The organism is Caulobacter sp. ErkDOM-C, from assembly GCF_048541825.1.
Taxonomy (GTDB): Bacteria; Pseudomonadota; Alphaproteobacteria; order Caulobacterales; family Caulobacteraceae; genus Caulobacter.
In genome coordinates, this window is record NZ_CP183332.1 from 2347074 (window position 1) to 2362333 (window position 15260).

Here is a 15260-nt window from a genome sequence, read left to right on the forward strand (position 1 = left end):
TCGGCGCGCTTCGCGCTTGGCCGGGATGACCGGTCTAGCGGAAGAGGCCGGACGCCTCGACCGCCGCCCAGACGCCCAGAGCCAAAAAGATCACCGCCGCGCCGATGCGCACATAGTTCAGCGGCACGATCTTGGTCGCCGCCTCGCCCAGATAGACGGCAGGAATGTTGGCGATCATCATGCCCAGGGTCGTGCCGGCCGCGACCCAGGCGATGTTGTGGAAGCGCGCGCCCAGAGCCACCGTGGCGATCTGGGTCTTGTCGCCCATCTCGACCAAAAAGAAGGCGATGGTGGTGGTCAGGAACACGCCGTAGCGGCTGGTCGCGCCGGCCTCTTCGTCATCGGCCTTGTCGGGGATCAGGGCCCAGGCGGCCATGGCGATGAACGACACGGCGATGGCCCACTTGAACCCCTGGCCGCTCAGCAGGTCGGAGACCCAGTAGCCCGCCGTCGCCGCCAGGGCATGGTTGGCCAGGGTGGCGACCAGAATGCCCAGGATGATCGGCACGGGCTTCTTGAAGCGCGTGGCCAGGATCATGGCCAGCAGCTGGGTCTTGTCGCCGATCTCGGCGATGGCCACGACCAGGGTCGAGACGAGCAGGGATTCCATGGGATCAAAAACCTTCCGGGCCGGGCGCATGCCAATAGCGTCGACGTCCCACCCAGCCCGGGAGGATATCGGCGCCATTGGTCTCGCCATGGAAGCGGATCATTCGCTTCCCTCCCCGCGCCATGGATCCAGAGACCCAAGTGTGTTGACGGCGGGGCCTGCTGATAGATGCAGGCGGCTACTCCCCAAAGGTAAGCGCCGTGTAGCGAGGGAAAGCCGGGTCGTCAATAAAGCCCCTTCTTCCATAGGGAGAAGGAGGGGCCCGCGCCGCAGGCGTGGGAGGATGAGGGGTTACGGTGTCGGCCGGCGTGCCGGCACGCCGTCAAACGCCTTAACCCCTCATCCTCCCATCGCAAGCGATGGGCCCCGCCCTCTCCCTATGGAAGCGGGAATCAAACCGCCGCCGGGGCCTCGAACCGCAGCAGATGCACCGCCACCCGCACCTTGCCGCCGGTGAAGCTGCCGCCCGCCGAGGTCAGCAGCACCGGCGTATCGGCATAGTAGGCCGTCGGCCCGATCACCCCGACATTGCTGGCGTTCCTGGCGACGCCCAGCGATGAACCGAACTTGCCCGCGTCACCGGAAACCCCGCAGCTGTAGGCGCTCGCCCCCGTCACCGCGACCGTGGCCCGGGTCGAGACCGCCAGCACAATGGCCCGCGCCGGGATGACGATGGCGGTCGAGGTGGTCGCGCCCGAAAGCGTGGTCTCCTCCTCGCGGATCTCAAGCCGGGTATTGGCCAGACCCGGCGAGGCGGCGGCCGTCAGGCTCTTGAAGCTGGCCGACAAGGGCGCCCAGGTCGCGCCGTCGAAGGCGACCATCTGGTTCTCGTCCTTGACCCAGGCCAGCACCCCTTCGCCCAGGGGGACGGCGTCCCAGGCGCCAGCCTCAAAGCGCATCAGGGTCCCGACAGGCTGCCCCGCCCAGGCCGCGCCCGTCGCGCCGGCGGGCAGGATCCAGACGCCGCCAGGAGCGGGGCTGACCGGCTGCGCCGCGACGACGCGGCTCTCGACCGCCAGCTGGACCAGACCGTCCAGCCGGGCGAGGCTTTCATTGATGGGAATATGCTTCTGGGCCTGGGCGGCGACCACATAGGGCAAACCCAGGCGCGGGGTGGTTTCGTCGAACATAGCAGATCCTTCAAGGCGTTGAACTCGCCTCAAGGATCACCCCGCTGACAGAGCCGGGGACCGACCTTGGTCGATCCCCGCCCCCATCCCCGCTCCAGCGTGTCGCTACTCGGCCGCGAAGGCCAGGTGGTGGCCCGATGTCAGGGCGGTCTTGGCGGCCAGTTCGGCCTTGGCCTGCTCGTACTCTTCCGAGAACTTGGCGATGAGTTCGCCGGCGGTCAGCACCGCGTCGATCGCGCCGATGCCCTGGCCGCAGCCCCAGATGTCGCGCCAGGCCTTGGCCTCCTGGTTGCCGCCCGAACCGAAGTTCATGGCCGAAGGGTCGCTGACCGGCAGGTTTTCAGGATCCATGCCCGCCTTGATCACCGAGGGGCGCAGATAGTTGCCGTGCACGCCGGTGAACAGGTTGGAATAGAGGATGTCGTCGGCGTGGCTCTCGACGATCATGTCCTTGTAGCCCTGGGCCGCATTGGCTTCCTGGGTCGCGATGAACGCCGAGCCGATATAGGCCAGGTCAGCGCCCATGGCCTGGGCGGACAGGATCGAGCGGCCGCAGGCGATCGAACCCGACAGCGCCACCGGGCCGTCGAACCACTGGCGGATTTCCTGGATCAGGGCGAACGGCGACAGGGTGCCGGCGTGGCCGCCGGCGCCGGCGGCGACCGGGATCAGGCCGTCAGCGCCCTTCTCGATGGCCTTGTGGGCGTGCTTGTCGTTGATGACGTCGTGCATGGTGATGCCACCATACGAATGGATCGCAGCGTTGAGGTCCTCGCGGGCGCCCAGCGACGTGATCACCAGCGGGGCCTTGTATTTCACGCACAGCTCGATGTCCTCCTCGAGCCGGTTGTTGGTGCGATGGACGATCTGATTGACCGCGAACGGAGCCGACGGCGCCTCGGGGTGGGCGCGGTCGTAGGCGGCCAGCTCCTCGGTGATGCGGTGCAGCCACTCGTCCAGCTGCGAGATCGGGCGAGCGTTCAGCGACGGGAAGGACCCGACAATGCCGGCCTTGCACTGGGCGATCACCAGATCGGGATTGCTGATGATAAACAGCGGCGAGGCGATGACCGGCAGGCGAAGACGGTCACGAAGAACGGGCGGCAAGGCCATGAAAATCGGCTCCCCTTAGGAGGCGGCGTTCAGCGCCGCGCATGTAAACAGCGTTTAGCTTAAACGCTTGTTCGGGGCGGGCGCAAGACTTGACGGCCCTAGCGGCAGGGGCGCATCACCGTCAAAAAGAAAAGAATGCTGCACTGCAGGAGAGAGACGCTTTGACCCAGGCCGTGACGCTTTTGGCCGACGATTTCGCCGCTCCGGACGATACCGTCCGCGCGCGCTGGACGGCCCTGGTCGAGAAAACCCTGAAGGGTCAGAGCTTTGACGAGGCCCTGACGGTCAACACGCCCGACGGCCTGACGATTCAGCCGCTCTACACGGCCGGGGACGGCGTGATTGTCGCCCGCGACCTGCGCGCCCGCGACGCCGACCGGCCATGGGACCTGCGGATGCGCGCCGCCCATGCCGATCCCGAACGGGCGGCCAGCGATATCCTGGTCGATCTGCAGAACGGCGCGGCCTCACTGCTGCTGGCCGTCGATCCGACCGGCGCCAGGGGCGTTGCCATCGGCTCGGCCGACGACATGGCCAAGGCGCTGACGGGCGTTCTGATCGATCTGGCCCCCGTGGCGCTGGACGCCGGCTGGCTGGGTCCCAAGGCCGCCGACTGGCTGGGCGCGGTGGCCAAGGCCGCCCCCAATGCGCCGATGGCCTTCCATATGGACCCGTTGACCGCCTTTGCGGAAACGGGGGCCAGCCCCGGCCCGATCGAAAGCCACATCTTCAACGCCGCAACGGTCGGCGCGCGCCTGGCGACGACCTATGCCAGGGCCAGCCTGTTCCTGGCCACGGGGCGCGCCGCGCACGAGGCCGGCGGCTCCAACGTTGAGGAGCTGGCCCTGATGACCGCCAGCGCCCTGGCCTATGCCAAGGCCCTGGTCCGTTCTGGCCTGTCGATGGACGAGGCCTTCGGCCGCATCGTCCTGGGTGTCAGCCTGGACGCCGAGTATTTCACCGGCGTCGCCAAGGTTCGCGCCGCCCGCGCCCTGTGGGCGCGCCTCACCCAGGCCTGCGGCGTCAGCGTTCCGGCGACCATCGAGGCGCGATCCTCGGGCCGCATGCTGACGACCAAGGACGCCTGGACCAATCTGCTGCGCCTGACCTCGGCCGGGTTCGCCGGGGCGGTCGGCGGGGCTGATGTGATGGTGCTGGGCGCCTTCACCGACGCCATCGGCCTGCCCACCACCTTCGCCCGCCGTCAGGCCCGCAATACCCAGCTGGTGCTGATGGAGGAGAGCAATCTGGGCCGCGTCGCCGATCCGGCGGGCGGCTCGTGGTATCTCGACAGCCTGACCGACCAGATCGCCCGCGCTGCCTGGACCAGCTTCCAGGCCATCGAGGGCGCCGGCGGGGTCGTCAAGGCGCTGGAGAGCGGCCTGATCGCTGACGCCGTCGCCGCCACGCGCGCCGGCCAGCAAGCCGCCTTCGCCGACAAGAGCCGCAAGATCCTGGGTGTCACCGTCTTCCCCAACGCCGAAGACAAGCCGGCCGAGGTCGAGAGCGTCGATCCGTCCGCCTTGGCCGTGGAGGGTCCAGATCCCAGGCTGCCGGGGCCGGACTCCACCTGCCCCGCCCTGACGCCCATCCGCTTCGCCGCCGCCTTTGAGGGAGCCTGAACCATGACCAAGTTCCCTGACTTCACGACGATCGACTTCGCCGAGGTCGCCACCGACGCCGCGCCTGAAGGCGCCGTCTGGAACACACCCGAGGGCGTCGATGTCGCCCCAGTCTTCACCGCCGCCGATGTCGAAGACCTGGACTTTACGGGCGGCTATCCCGGCGTCGCGCCGTTCGTGCGCGGCCCCTACCCGACCATGTACGTCACCAATCCGTGGACGGTGCGGCAGTATGCCGGCTTCTCGACGGCTGAAGACTCAAACGCCTTTTACCGGCGCAACCTGTCGGCCGGTCAGATGGGCCTGTCGGTGGCCTTCGATCTGGCCACCCACCGGGGCTATGACTCCGACCACGAGCGGGTGAAGGGCGATGTCGGCATGGCGGGCGTCGCCATCGACTCGATCCTCGACATGCGCACCCTCTTCTCGGGCATCCCGCTGGACAAGATGAGCGTGTCGATGACCATGAACGGCGCGGTGCTGCCGATCCTGGCGCTCTATATCGTGGCGGCCGAGGAACAGGGCGTTTCCCCCGACAAGCTGTCGGGCACGATCCAGAACGACATCCTCAAAGAGTTCATGGTGCGGAACACCTACATCTATCCGCCAGCACCTTCGATGCGGATCATTTCCGACATCTTTTCATACACTTCGACCAATATGCCGAAGTTCAATTCGATCTCGATCAGCGGCTATCACATGCAGGAGGCCGGCGCGACGGCCGACCTGGAGCTGGCCTATACCCTGGCCGACGGCATCGAATATGCCCGGGCCGGCGTAGCGGCCGGCATGAGCATCGACGTGTTCGCGCCGCGCCTCAGCTTCTTCTGGGCCATCGGCATGAACTACTTCATGGAGGTCGCCAAGATGCGCGCGGCCCGCCTGCTGTGGGCCCGCCTGATGAAGCGCGAGTTCGACCCCAAGGACGACCGCAGCCTCTCCCTGCGCACCCACAGCCAGACCTCGGGCTGGTCGCTGGCGGCGCAGGACGTGTTCAACAACGTCTCGCGCACCTGCGTCGAGGCCATGGCGGCCGTGAACGGCCAAACCCAGAGCCTGCACACCAACGCCTTGGATGAAGCCCTGGCCCTGCCCACCGACTTCTCGGCCCGGATCGCCCGCAACACCCAGCTGTTTCTGCAGATGGAAAGCGGCACGACCCGCGTCGCCGACCCCTGGGGCGGCAGCTACTATGTCGAGCGCCTGACCCACGATCTGGCCCAGAAGGCTCTGGCCCACATCGAGGAAGTCGAGGCGGCCGGCGGCATGGCCAAGGCCATCGAGCGCGGCCTGCCCAAGCTGCGCATCGAGGAGGCCGCCGCCAAGACCCAGGCCCGCATCGACGCCAATCGCCAGAGCGTGGTGGGCGTCAATCGCTACAAGCCTGACGTCGAGGACGTGATCCCGATGCTGAAGGTGGACAACAGCTCGGTCCGCACCCAGCAGCTGGAAAAGCTGGCCCGCCTGAAGGCCGAGCGTGATCCGGCCGCCACGGCGGCGGCGCTGCAGGCGCTGGAAGACGGCGCGCGCGGCGACGGCAACCTGCTGGCCCTGGCCGTCGACGCCGCACGCGCCAAGGCCACGGTCGGCGAGATCAGCCTGGCGATGGAAAACGTCTTTGGCCGCCACCGCGCCGTGATCCAGACCATCCAGGGCGTCTATGGCAAGGAAGCCGGCGCCGATCCCAAGGCCGCCCGCGCCCGCGCCATGGTCGCCGCCTTCAAGGAAGCCCATGGCGGACCACCGTGCATTATGGTCGCCAAGATGGGCCAGGATGGCCACGACCGCGGTCAGAAGGTGATCTCCAGCGCCTTCTCGGACCTCGGCTTCAAGGTCGAGATCGGCCCGCTGTTCCAGACCCCGGGTGAGGCCGCGCAGGCCGCCATCGCGGCCGGCGTCCATGTCGTGGGCGCCTCATCCCTGGCGGCGGGTCACCTGACCCTGGTACCTGAGCTGAAGGCCGAACTGGCCAAGCTCGGGCGCGAGGACATGGTGGTGGTGGTCGGCGGCGTGATCCCGCCCCAAGACTTCCAGGCCCTGCTCGACGCCGGCGCGGCCAGTATATTCCCGCCCGGCACAGTGATCGCCGAGGCGGCCATCGAAGTGCTGGAAAAGCTCAATGTTCAGCTGGGCTACACCCAGGGGGCGGCGGCGTAATCGCAGGGCGCCCACACGTTCATGATCGTGATAGGCTTGCGGTCATGAACGCGCCCGTCCGCTTCCAGCAGTCGACGCCCCTTCACCGCTTCACCCATGATGAGATCGTCATCATGCAGGCAGCGGGCCTGCTGCCGTGTGATGACGAGCTGGCGCTGATCGATGGCCGTTTCATCGATCGGACAACCAGCGAGCCCGTCCGCTTCACACTCGACGAAGTGTTCCTTATGGTTGAGCTTGGCGCGCTTGATCCCGATGAGCGAGTGGAGCTGATCGACGGGGAACTTCTCGACATGTCGCCGCAAAATGCCCCGCACATGTATGCCAAGCAGATGCTCATCAAGCTGTTCATCAGAGAGCTTGGCGACGACGTTGATGTGCATGTCGAGGGAACGCTCAGCCTCGCGCGCGGCGCTAATCCGAGTCCCGATATCTGGCTTCACGCGGCGGACAAACGCGTGGATGAAGTGCGCGGCCCCGACGTCCTGCTGCTGATCGAGGTTGCCGACAGCTCACTCCTTCGCGACCTGAACCTCAAGGCTTCGCTCTATGCGCGCCATGGCGTGACCGACTATTGGGTTGTCGACGCCTATGGCCGGCGCATCTTCGTCCATCGTCGGCCCGGGCCAGACGGCTATGGCGAGATCACTCAGGTTGATCGCGACGGCGAGGTCGTTCCCCTCGCCTTTCCGGACCTGACCGTGCGTGTGGCCGACCTGCCGACTACCGACTGAAGCCTGCTGATCAGCGCTTGCCGGCCTTGGCGCGCGTCTTGGGGGCGCGCTTCAGCGCCACATCGTCAGGCAGGCCATGGCGCGCCTCGATGTCCTTCTGCAGGGCCTTGGCGGCCATCAGGTGGCCGGGGAACATCATGTCCACCACAGAGCCGGCGATCGGCACCACGTCGGTAGCGGTGTCCATGACGATATAGGCCGCCATCCGCGCCAGGGTGACGAAAGAAGCCCCGCCCGAAATGCCGTGGATCAGCAGCAGGCCACCGGCCCCCATGCTGTAGAGCGGCCCGACAACGGGCACCCAGGACAGCACGCCATCCAGGCCAAGGCCAAAGGGTCCGATGCCGATGAGGCGATCGGACAGACCCTTGATGGTTTCAGCCGATCTCCAGGCGCGATGAGCGCGCGAGCGACGGCTGTCGGAATAGGGGGCGGCTTCAACGGTCATGCTCTGATCAACGCCCTGCCTGCACTATGGTTGTCGACGCTTAGCCGAGGAAAACGACGCGGCGCTTTTCCTTGCCGGCCTGGATACGGGCCAGCAGGTCGCGATACTCCGCCGTCCCCTGGACCTCCTTGCGGGTGCCTTCGAAATAGATGGTGTCGTCCATGTGCTTGGTCAGCATGTCGGCCGACCACTTGTGGCCGGTGAACAGCAGGTCGGCGACCTTGCCCGCCACCGGAAGCGAGCCGGCCACCGTATCGATCAGGATGATGGCGACGATCTGGATGACAATCATCGGCGCGGCCCGCGCCCGCACGGCGTCCATGATGATCAGGCCGCCCGCGCCCAGGCTGTAGAGCTCGCCCGCGCCGGGGATCCAGGTCAGCAGGCCGTCCAGACCAACGCCCAGCGGCCCGACGCCGACGACGTTGTCCGACAGCTTCTTTACCCGCTCGACGTTGCTTCGGATGTTGTGCAGGTCGAGATGCGACTTGGCGAAGATCACCAGGAAAACTCCGGGAGCAAAAACTAGGGTCAATCTGCCTTAACCATCGGCGCGCAGGAAGTGGAAGAACGCCAGATTCCCGCCTCGCGGGAGAATGGCGTCAGAAAGTGACGCTTTGTGGGGGAGCCCCTCGCGAAGGGCGACGTTTACGCCTAAGTTAAGGACGTTGGCGCGTGCGTCGCACAGGGGTTTATCCATGCTGATCTCGACCACGCCCTTCATCGAAGGCCGGCCGGTTCAGGACTACAAGGGCGCGATCTACGCCCAGTCGATCCTGGGCGCCAATGTGGTGCTGGATCTGATGGCGGCGATCCGCGACTTCATCGGCGGCCATTCCAAGTCCTACGAGCGGGTTTTGGCCCGCGCTCGCGAGGACGCGATGAAGAACCTGATCAAGGAAGCCGAGAAGCTGGGCGCCAACGCCATCGTAGGCGTCGATCTCGACTACAATACCGTCGGGCCGAACGGCTCGATGATGATGGTCTCGGTGTCTGGGACCGCAGTCGTTCTCTAGAGCGTTATTCGGCGAAGTGGATACCGGTTCGCCGCTGAAATAACGTGTCAAAACAAGAATCTAGAGCAAACGACATGATTCAATCATGGCGACCTTTGCTCTAGACGTAGCCCAGCAGCGACCTCAAGCCGGGCGCATGGAAGTCGATAACCCGCCTGTGGGTCTCCGACAGCACCTTGGGCAAATCCGCCGTCACATTGAGGTTCTCGCTGGCGGTGCGGCTCTCGCGGCGGTCGGCGCCAGCCTCGACCCGGTCACGCCAGTCCGCCGGCAGCTCCAGGCCGCAATCGCCCAGCAGTTGCGCGAAGAAGGCTTCCGCCCGCCTTGAGCCGAGGTCGTTGAGGCTGTCGGTGATGTCTTCGTAGCGCACGACGACGGCGCTGGAGCCCATCCACGCCACGGCGTTGAGGGCGAAGATGTCCTTCAGGTCGGGCACCTTTCCGTGCGCGCCCATGATCATCATCATGATCACATCCTCAGGAGATGCCGCGCCGCCCTTGATATGGTTCAGGTTTCCCTGGAACTCGTCCGAAAGGTAGAATCGCGCCCGGGCCAGCACCCAGTCATAGGGATCGCGGACCAGCACGATGTGGCGCACGTCGCGCAGGGCGATGGCCGACTCGTCCGAGAACAGCATGTGTCCCCAGCTGATCATCGGCTTGGCCTTTGAGAACGCCTCAGGGCCGTACTGGCGCAGGATGGCGTGCTGGATGTATTCGCGCCGCCAGTGCTGCTCGGGCGCGACGAACATCCGCAGGATGTTGCGGATCAGGTGGGTGCCGGCCTTGGGCACGCTGTTCAGATAGACCGGCGTCGTCAGCGCTGCGCGCTCGAAGCGCAGGCCGATCTCGTCGAGATTGTCGGGCTTGCCCCGGATGATGGCGTTCACGCGATCAGGTCCCCAACACGGATATCGATACAAAAACGGCGGCGGGTCACCCCGCCGCCGTCATGTTAGTCCAATTGTCTAAAAGACTAGAAGCGCGCCGTGATGTTCAGGAACAGGCGACGGCCGATATAGTCGTATTGCGAGGCGAAGACCGAGTTCCCGACCGTGCTGTAGTTGCCCTGGCCCAGCGAGACAGCCGGGGGCTCCTCGTTGAACACGTTGGCCACGCCGCCCAGGATGGACCAGTCGTCGAACTTCTTCTGCAGCGAGATGGCGTGATAGGCCGTGAACTCGGTGTGGATCTTGTAGAAGGTCGTGCCGGCGGCGTTCTTGTTGGCATAGTCTTCGGCGTCAGACGCCTTGCCGACCATGTCGATGCCCCAGAAGCCCGTCCAGTCGCCCTTGACCAGACGGAAGTTCAGCTGGCCGGTCCAGTCGGGATTTTCGACGAAGCCGTTCTCATCAATGGTCGTGCCGGCGAACAGGGCCGTCGTGTCCTCAAGCTGCCAGGTGGTCTGAAGATCGACCGTCAGCTTGGAGTCCCAGGGCAGGTCCTGGCCGTAGCGAACGGTCAGGTCGATGCCGCGGTTAGCCTGTTCGGCGATGTTCAGATAGTTGTTGGTGACCCGGCTGATCAGGTTCGATCCCGGGGTGCGGGTGAACAGGCTGCACAGCGGGTCAGTTGGGAACGACAGGGACCGATAGCAGCCCGACACGATACGGGCGGCGCCCAGCTGGGTGATCTCGTCATTGACCTCGATCTCGAAATAATCGACGGCCACGTTCAGGTTGGCGAAGCTGGGGGTCCAGATCACGCCGTAGGTGACAGCCTTCGAGGTTTCCGCTTCCAGAGTGCCCTTGCCGCCGCCCGCCGTGACGGTGGCCGACGAGCCGGAGCCCGTGTGGGTGCCCGGAATGCCGGCGGCCGCGCAGTTGTTGGCGACGTATTGCGGCAGGTTGCCCTGGGCCAGATTGGTGGCCCAGCGGATGCAGGGGTCGAGCGTGCGCTGTGACGCGAAGCTGGTCTCGGCGTTCTTGTATAGCTCGAACAGAGCCGGAGCGCGGAACGAGGTGCCCTTGGTGGCCCGCACGCGCAACGACGGCATCAACTGCCAGTTCAGGCCGATCTTGTAGGTGTCGTCCTCGCCATAGCTGTTGACCTTGGTATGGCGGCCCGACAGCGACAGCTCGACACTCTCGGCGAAGGGCAGGCCCTTCAGCAGCGGAACGCTCAGTTCGCCGAAGAACTCGCGCGCCAGGTCGTCGCCCTTGGTGATGCCGGCGGTGGAGGAACCCCACACGTTGCCGGCCAGGGTGATCGCGCCGGGCGTATCGTTGATCGAGTCCTTGCGGTAGTGGAAGCCGAAGGCGGCGCCCACGTCGCCGGCCGGCAGCTTGAACAGCGTGCCCGAGGTCGAGCCTTCAATGACCAGCTGCTTGTAGGTGGTCGAACCTTCTTCGTTGTCGAACAGGAAGGCTTCTTCGGCGGCGGTGTACTTGCCGGCCAGGAAGTCGGGCGTGACCCAGCTGACGTCGACGCACTGCTTCTTGCTGACCGGGGTGACCTGACCCGCGCACGACCCGGTGCGGAACGCGCCGATGTCGACGGCGTCCTGCAGGATCACGTCCTGCGAATAGATCCCCTTGGAGTGGCTGTACTGGGTGAAGACGTCCCAGTCCCAGCCCTTCAGGAAGTCGATCTTGCCGAAGTCGCCGCGCAGACCGCCGACATAGCGTTGATAGTCGACGCGCTGGCCGGCACGGTTGCGGTTGGTCACCGGGGTCGGCGACAGGATAAAGTCACCGGTGAAACCGGCGCTCAGGGGATCGTAGTCGCCGGTGTAGAAGTAGCTCCAGAACTGGCGATAGCCGTTGGTCTTGGTCGAGCGACGGTTCAGCAGCAGTTCGCCATAGGCTTCGACGCTGTCGGTGATGTCGAAGGCGCCCTGGGCGTAGACGGTCGACCGCTCGGTGCGGGGGGTCAGCGACGAGGCCAGGTTGAACGGGCTGTTATAGTCCAGCACGCCGATATCCTTGGCCTGCGGATCGTCACTGTAGCCAACGGTGTAGAAGCCAGCCGGCACGCCCGGATAGTTGGCCGCCTGGCCTGGCGGGATCTGCGGGATCAGGCCGCCCAGCTTGCCGTCGTAGTCATACTGCAGCTTGCCATCGATGCCGCTGAAGTTGAAGTCATACAGCCAGATCTGATCGTAGAGCAGATCGCGGCACTGCTCGGAATTGGTGCGCGGATCGATAGTGTCCTTGCGCTTGCCGTTTGCGTCGGTGATGTACTGGCGGCCGCAGTTGGTGTAGCTGCGCTGGCCGTTGGTCTGCTCCGACGTCTTCGAATAGTCGTAAGACATATTGAAGAAGCCGCGGTCAAAGGTCTTGCCCCAGCTGAGGCTGCCGCGTTGCTGCTCGCCGCCCTTGTCCTGGGGCTGGCTGACGAAGGCGTCGATCTCGAAGCCGTCGGTGTCGCGCTTGGTGATGATGTTGACCACGCCGGCCACGGCGTCGGAGCCATAGATCGACGAGGCGCCGTCCTTCAGGATGTCGACGCGGTCGATAGCCGACAGCGGGATGACGTTCAGGTCGACGGCGGACACGCCGCCACGCACGCCGGCCGGGCCGGTGCGGCGGCCGTTGATCAGCACCAGGGTGCGGTTTGCGCCAAGGCCACGCAGCGAGACGGTTTCAGCGCCGGGGCCGCCGTCGGTGACGAAGGCGCTGGAAATGGCGGAGGTGACCTGGGGCGAGCCCGAGGCGATCGTCGAGGTCTGCAGCAGGCCGGCGGCGGTCGAGATGCCCTTCAGCCTGCCCTGCTCGGCGCTGATCACCTGGATCGGGTCGGGGCTGTTGAATTCGCTGCGCTTGATGCGCGAGCCCGTGACGATCAGGGCCTCGATCTCGGTCGATTCGGCGGGTTGCTGGCCGGTGGTGGCCAGCGGCGCGGCGGCTTGAGCCAGAGCGAGCGTCGGCGACATGACGCCGGCGGCCAGCCCGGCGATAACCGTGGAGGCTAGAAGATGCTTACGATGATTGGACATGACAGATAAAGCCTCTGTGGTTTCGCAGAACGTGGCGAGTTTTAACGATCACTCACCTTAAGCGAGCAACACTTCACCGCGCCTAGAATTGAACTTTTCCGGGCGCCCGCTGCAACTTCTACGTCGCATAGCTGACGCAATTTCGACACGGTGTGACATTCGGCACGCAGTTTCCGGCCCAGCAAGCCCCCGGCGACGCCATTTGACGGCTTGGCCGGTTTTCTATGAACGCTATTATGAGAACCGTGGCGCGAGTAACGCCCAGACTGCGACTCGCCCTTCGCCTTGGAGCCCCCCGTGAGATCTGATCTGCGCACACTCGTCGCAACCGCCGCAGCCTTTCTGGGGCTGACAGCCCCGGCGCTGCACGCCGCGCCACTGCCTGCCAAGGTCTTCTCCGACCCGCCGGCCATCAGCAACGTACAGATCTCGCGCGATGGCCGGCACATTGTGGCCCTGACCTCGCCTGCCGGTCAGAGCCCGACAATCTCGGTCTGGGCCACCGACGCGCTGGACAAGCCGCCGGCGGTCATCTCGGCCGCCAGGGTCCGCATCCTGAGCGTCAGCTTCCTGAAGAATGACCGCCTGCTGGTGCGGACGATCCAGACCTTCACCCAGGGCAATGACAAGGGCCACCTGACCCGGCAGTACGTGTCGGATCTGCAGGGCAAGTCGTGGACGACCCTATTGCCGGATACGCGGGCCAAGTCTGAGCTCGAGGCCTATCTGGCCAAGTTTGACGATGCGACGCTGATCGACACCCTGCCCGCCGATCCGCGCCACGTCGTGGTCGAAGACGCGCGGATCGACACGCGGGGCGACATCGTGAAAGTCGACATCTACTCCGGAGAGACCGAGCGCCTGATGCGCGGCTCGGACCGGTTCGGCGGCTTCCGGCTGGACCTCAAGGGCGAGATCCGAACACGCCAGGAACTGAACTACGACAAGGGGGCGGTCTATTTCGCCCAGTGGATCCGCGATCCGTCCAATGGCGAGTGGTCAGAGCATTTCCGCTGGTACGCCAAGGACCGTGAACCGGTCTCGATCGTCGGGTTCACCGACGATCCCAACATCATCTATATTTCGTCCAGCAAGGGGCGCGACAAGGCGGGCCTGTATGTTTACGACATCAAGGCCCGCCAGATCGTCGAGCCGCTGCTTGAGCACAAGCTGTTCGACGCCGGCGGCGTGATCACATCAAGCGCCGTCAGGGACTATGGCCGGGTGCTGGGCTTCAGCTATTCAGGCCCGACCAACAGCATCTACTGGACCGACGAGACCCTGGCTGCGCTCAACAAGGGCCTGCGGACGGCGCTGGGCGTGAAGACCATCGCCATGAACTGGGTTGATCCCGCCACCGGGGCGGCGACGCGCCTGCCCGTGACGGACGGCGCCGACGCGATGATTACCGACTGGTCAGAAGACCTGAAGCATTTCATCGTCGAGAAGTCCGGCCCCGGCAATCCGGGCGAATACTACCTGCTCGACGCGTCTGGCGCTCTCCAACTGCTCGGCAAGGTGCGCCCTGACCTGGACACTGCCTCGCTGGGCGCCACGCGGCTGGTGCAGTATGCGGCCCGCGACGGTCTGACGATCCCGGCCTTCCTGACCACGCCGCCGGCCGGCCAGTTCGGTCCTGGCCCCTACCCCACCCTGATCGAGCCGCATGGCGGTCCCTGGGCGCGCGACAACCTGGAATGGGACGCCTCCGGCTGGGTTCAGTATTTCGCCAGCCGCGGCTACGCCGTGCTGCAGCCTCAGTTTCGCGGCTCGGAGGGCTGGGGTCAGAAGCTCTGGCGCGCCGGTGACGGCGAGTGGGGCCAGAAGATGCAGGACGACAAGGACGACGGCGTCAAATGGCTGATCGACCAGAAGATCGCCGCGCCCGACGCGGTCGCCATGTTCGGCTATTCCTACGGAGGCTATTCAGCCCTGGCCGCCGCCATCCGGCCCAACGGCCTGTATCAGTGCGCGATCTCGGGGGCGGGCGCGGGCGACCTGGCCAGCATCAAGCAGGCCACGTTCGACAACCGCTTCCAACGGGAATTCCAGAACCCGACGATCAGAGGCCTCGACGCCCTCGAACAGGCCAAAACCGCCCAGATCCCGCTGTTCATCTACCACGGAGACCGCGACTCGATCGTCGATGTCAGACAGTCCCGCAAGTTCGTCGATGCGCTGAAGGCAGCGGGCAAGCCGCACCGCTATCTTGAGATCAAGGACATGGGCCACGGCTCCGTCACCATGGAGCCGGCCATGATCGAGACGCAGCTGGTCGAGATCGAAAAGTACCTCAACACCGAGTGCGGCCCCGGGGGCATCGGCCCGAGCCGCTGACCCCCGGTTGCGACCCTAAGGATACGACCGGGGCCCCATACCAGGCGCCGCTGAGCTCGACGCCTCGCGCTCCATATCCCCGTCACCCCGGGACTTGTTCCCGGGGTGACGGCGTATTTTCAGATTTGGACCCTCTGAGGTCAGGATCAACGGCCGT

General features: G+C 65.5%; 12 protein-coding genes. 5 read left to right on the plus strand and 7 right to left on the minus strand.

The features are described from left to right. Positions 1-34: 34 nt before the first annotated feature. The 3 genes from ACN2C8_RS11450 to ACN2C8_RS11460 form a co-directional block, all read right to left on the minus strand. On the minus strand, positions 35-610 hold the full coding sequence (locus ACN2C8_RS11450; protein WP_419251869.1) for a TMEM165/GDT1 family protein: 576 nt from the start codon (positions 608-610) through the stop codon (positions 35-37). A 392-nt stretch (positions 611-1002) separates the two neighbouring features. Next, the gene (locus ACN2C8_RS11455) at positions 1003-1740 is read right to left on the minus strand and encodes a DUF2793 domain-containing protein (protein WP_419251870.1); all 738 of its coding nucleotides are present in this window, start codon (positions 1738-1740) and stop codon (positions 1003-1005) included. A 105-nt stretch (positions 1741-1845) separates the two neighbouring features. Beyond that, a complete protein-coding gene (locus ACN2C8_RS11460; RefSeq protein WP_419251872.1) occupies positions 1846-2853 on the minus strand; it encodes an NAD(P)H-dependent flavin oxidoreductase in 1008 nt (335 codons plus the stop codon). Between the two features lie 173 nt (positions 2854-3026). Here ACN2C8_RS11460 and ACN2C8_RS11465 point away from each other — a divergent pair, with 173 nt between their 5' ends. The 3 genes from ACN2C8_RS11465 to ACN2C8_RS11475 are packed head-to-tail and all read left to right on the plus strand — an operon-like array spanning position 3027 to position 7366. Further along, positions 3027-4475 carry a methylmalonyl-CoA mutase subunit beta gene (locus tag ACN2C8_RS11465; protein WP_419255871.1) on the plus strand — a complete coding sequence of 483 codons (1449 nt, stop codon included), beginning with the start codon at positions 3027-3029 and terminating at the stop codon, positions 4473-4475. Positions 4476-4478: 3 nt separating this feature from the next. Beyond that, positions 4479-6632, plus strand: coding sequence for a methylmalonyl-CoA mutase (gene scpA, locus ACN2C8_RS11470; protein ID WP_419251874.1), 2154 nt, complete (start codon positions 4479-4481; stop codon positions 6630-6632). Positions 6633-6676: 44 nt separating this feature from the next. After that, the gene (locus ACN2C8_RS11475) at positions 6677-7366 is read left to right on the plus strand and encodes a Uma2 family endonuclease (protein WP_419251876.1); all 690 of its coding nucleotides are present in this window, start codon (positions 6677-6679) and stop codon (positions 7364-7366) included. 10 nt (positions 7367-7376) lie between these two features. On the opposite strand, the gene ACN2C8_RS11480 is transcribed toward ACN2C8_RS11475, so the two are convergent. Continuing rightward, positions 7377-7814 (minus strand): DUF4112 domain-containing protein, encoded by a 438-nt coding sequence (locus tag ACN2C8_RS11480; protein ID WP_419251878.1) that lies wholly within the window; start codon positions 7812-7814, stop codon positions 7377-7379. Positions 7815-7854: 40 nt separating this feature from the next. Then, positions 7855-8319 carry a DUF4112 domain-containing protein gene (locus tag ACN2C8_RS11485; RefSeq protein ID WP_419255872.1) on the minus strand — a complete coding sequence of 155 codons (465 nt, stop codon included), beginning with the start codon at positions 8317-8319 and terminating at the stop codon, positions 7855-7857. Between the two features lie 193 nt (positions 8320-8512). On the opposite strand from ACN2C8_RS11485, the gene ACN2C8_RS11490 reads away from it, so the two are divergent. Next, complete coding sequence (locus tag ACN2C8_RS11490) at positions 8513-8830, plus strand: heavy metal-binding domain-containing protein (protein WP_419251879.1); 318 nt, start codon at positions 8513-8515, stop codon at positions 8828-8830. Between the two features lie 100 nt (positions 8831-8930). Here ACN2C8_RS11490 and ACN2C8_RS11495 read toward each other — a convergent pair whose 3' ends face one another. Both ACN2C8_RS11495 and ACN2C8_RS11500 read right to left on the minus strand, forming a co-directional pair. Beyond that, entirely contained in the window at positions 8931-9719 is a 789-nt protein-coding gene (locus tag ACN2C8_RS11495; protein ID WP_419251880.1) for a hypothetical protein, read from the minus strand. An 86-nt stretch (positions 9720-9805) separates the two neighbouring features. Continuing rightward, a complete protein-coding gene (locus tag ACN2C8_RS11500; RefSeq protein WP_419251881.1) occupies positions 9806-12766 on the minus strand; it encodes a TonB-dependent receptor domain-containing protein in 2961 nt (986 codons plus the stop codon). A gap of 297 nt (positions 12767-13063) precedes the next feature. Here ACN2C8_RS11500 and ACN2C8_RS11505 point away from each other — a divergent pair, with 297 nt between their 5' ends. After that, the gene (locus tag ACN2C8_RS11505; RefSeq protein WP_419251883.1) at positions 13064-15103 is read left to right on the plus strand and encodes an alpha/beta hydrolase family protein; all 2040 of its coding nucleotides are present in this window, start codon (positions 13064-13066) and stop codon (positions 15101-15103) included. The last annotated feature ends 157 nt before the right edge of the window (positions 15104-15260 follow it).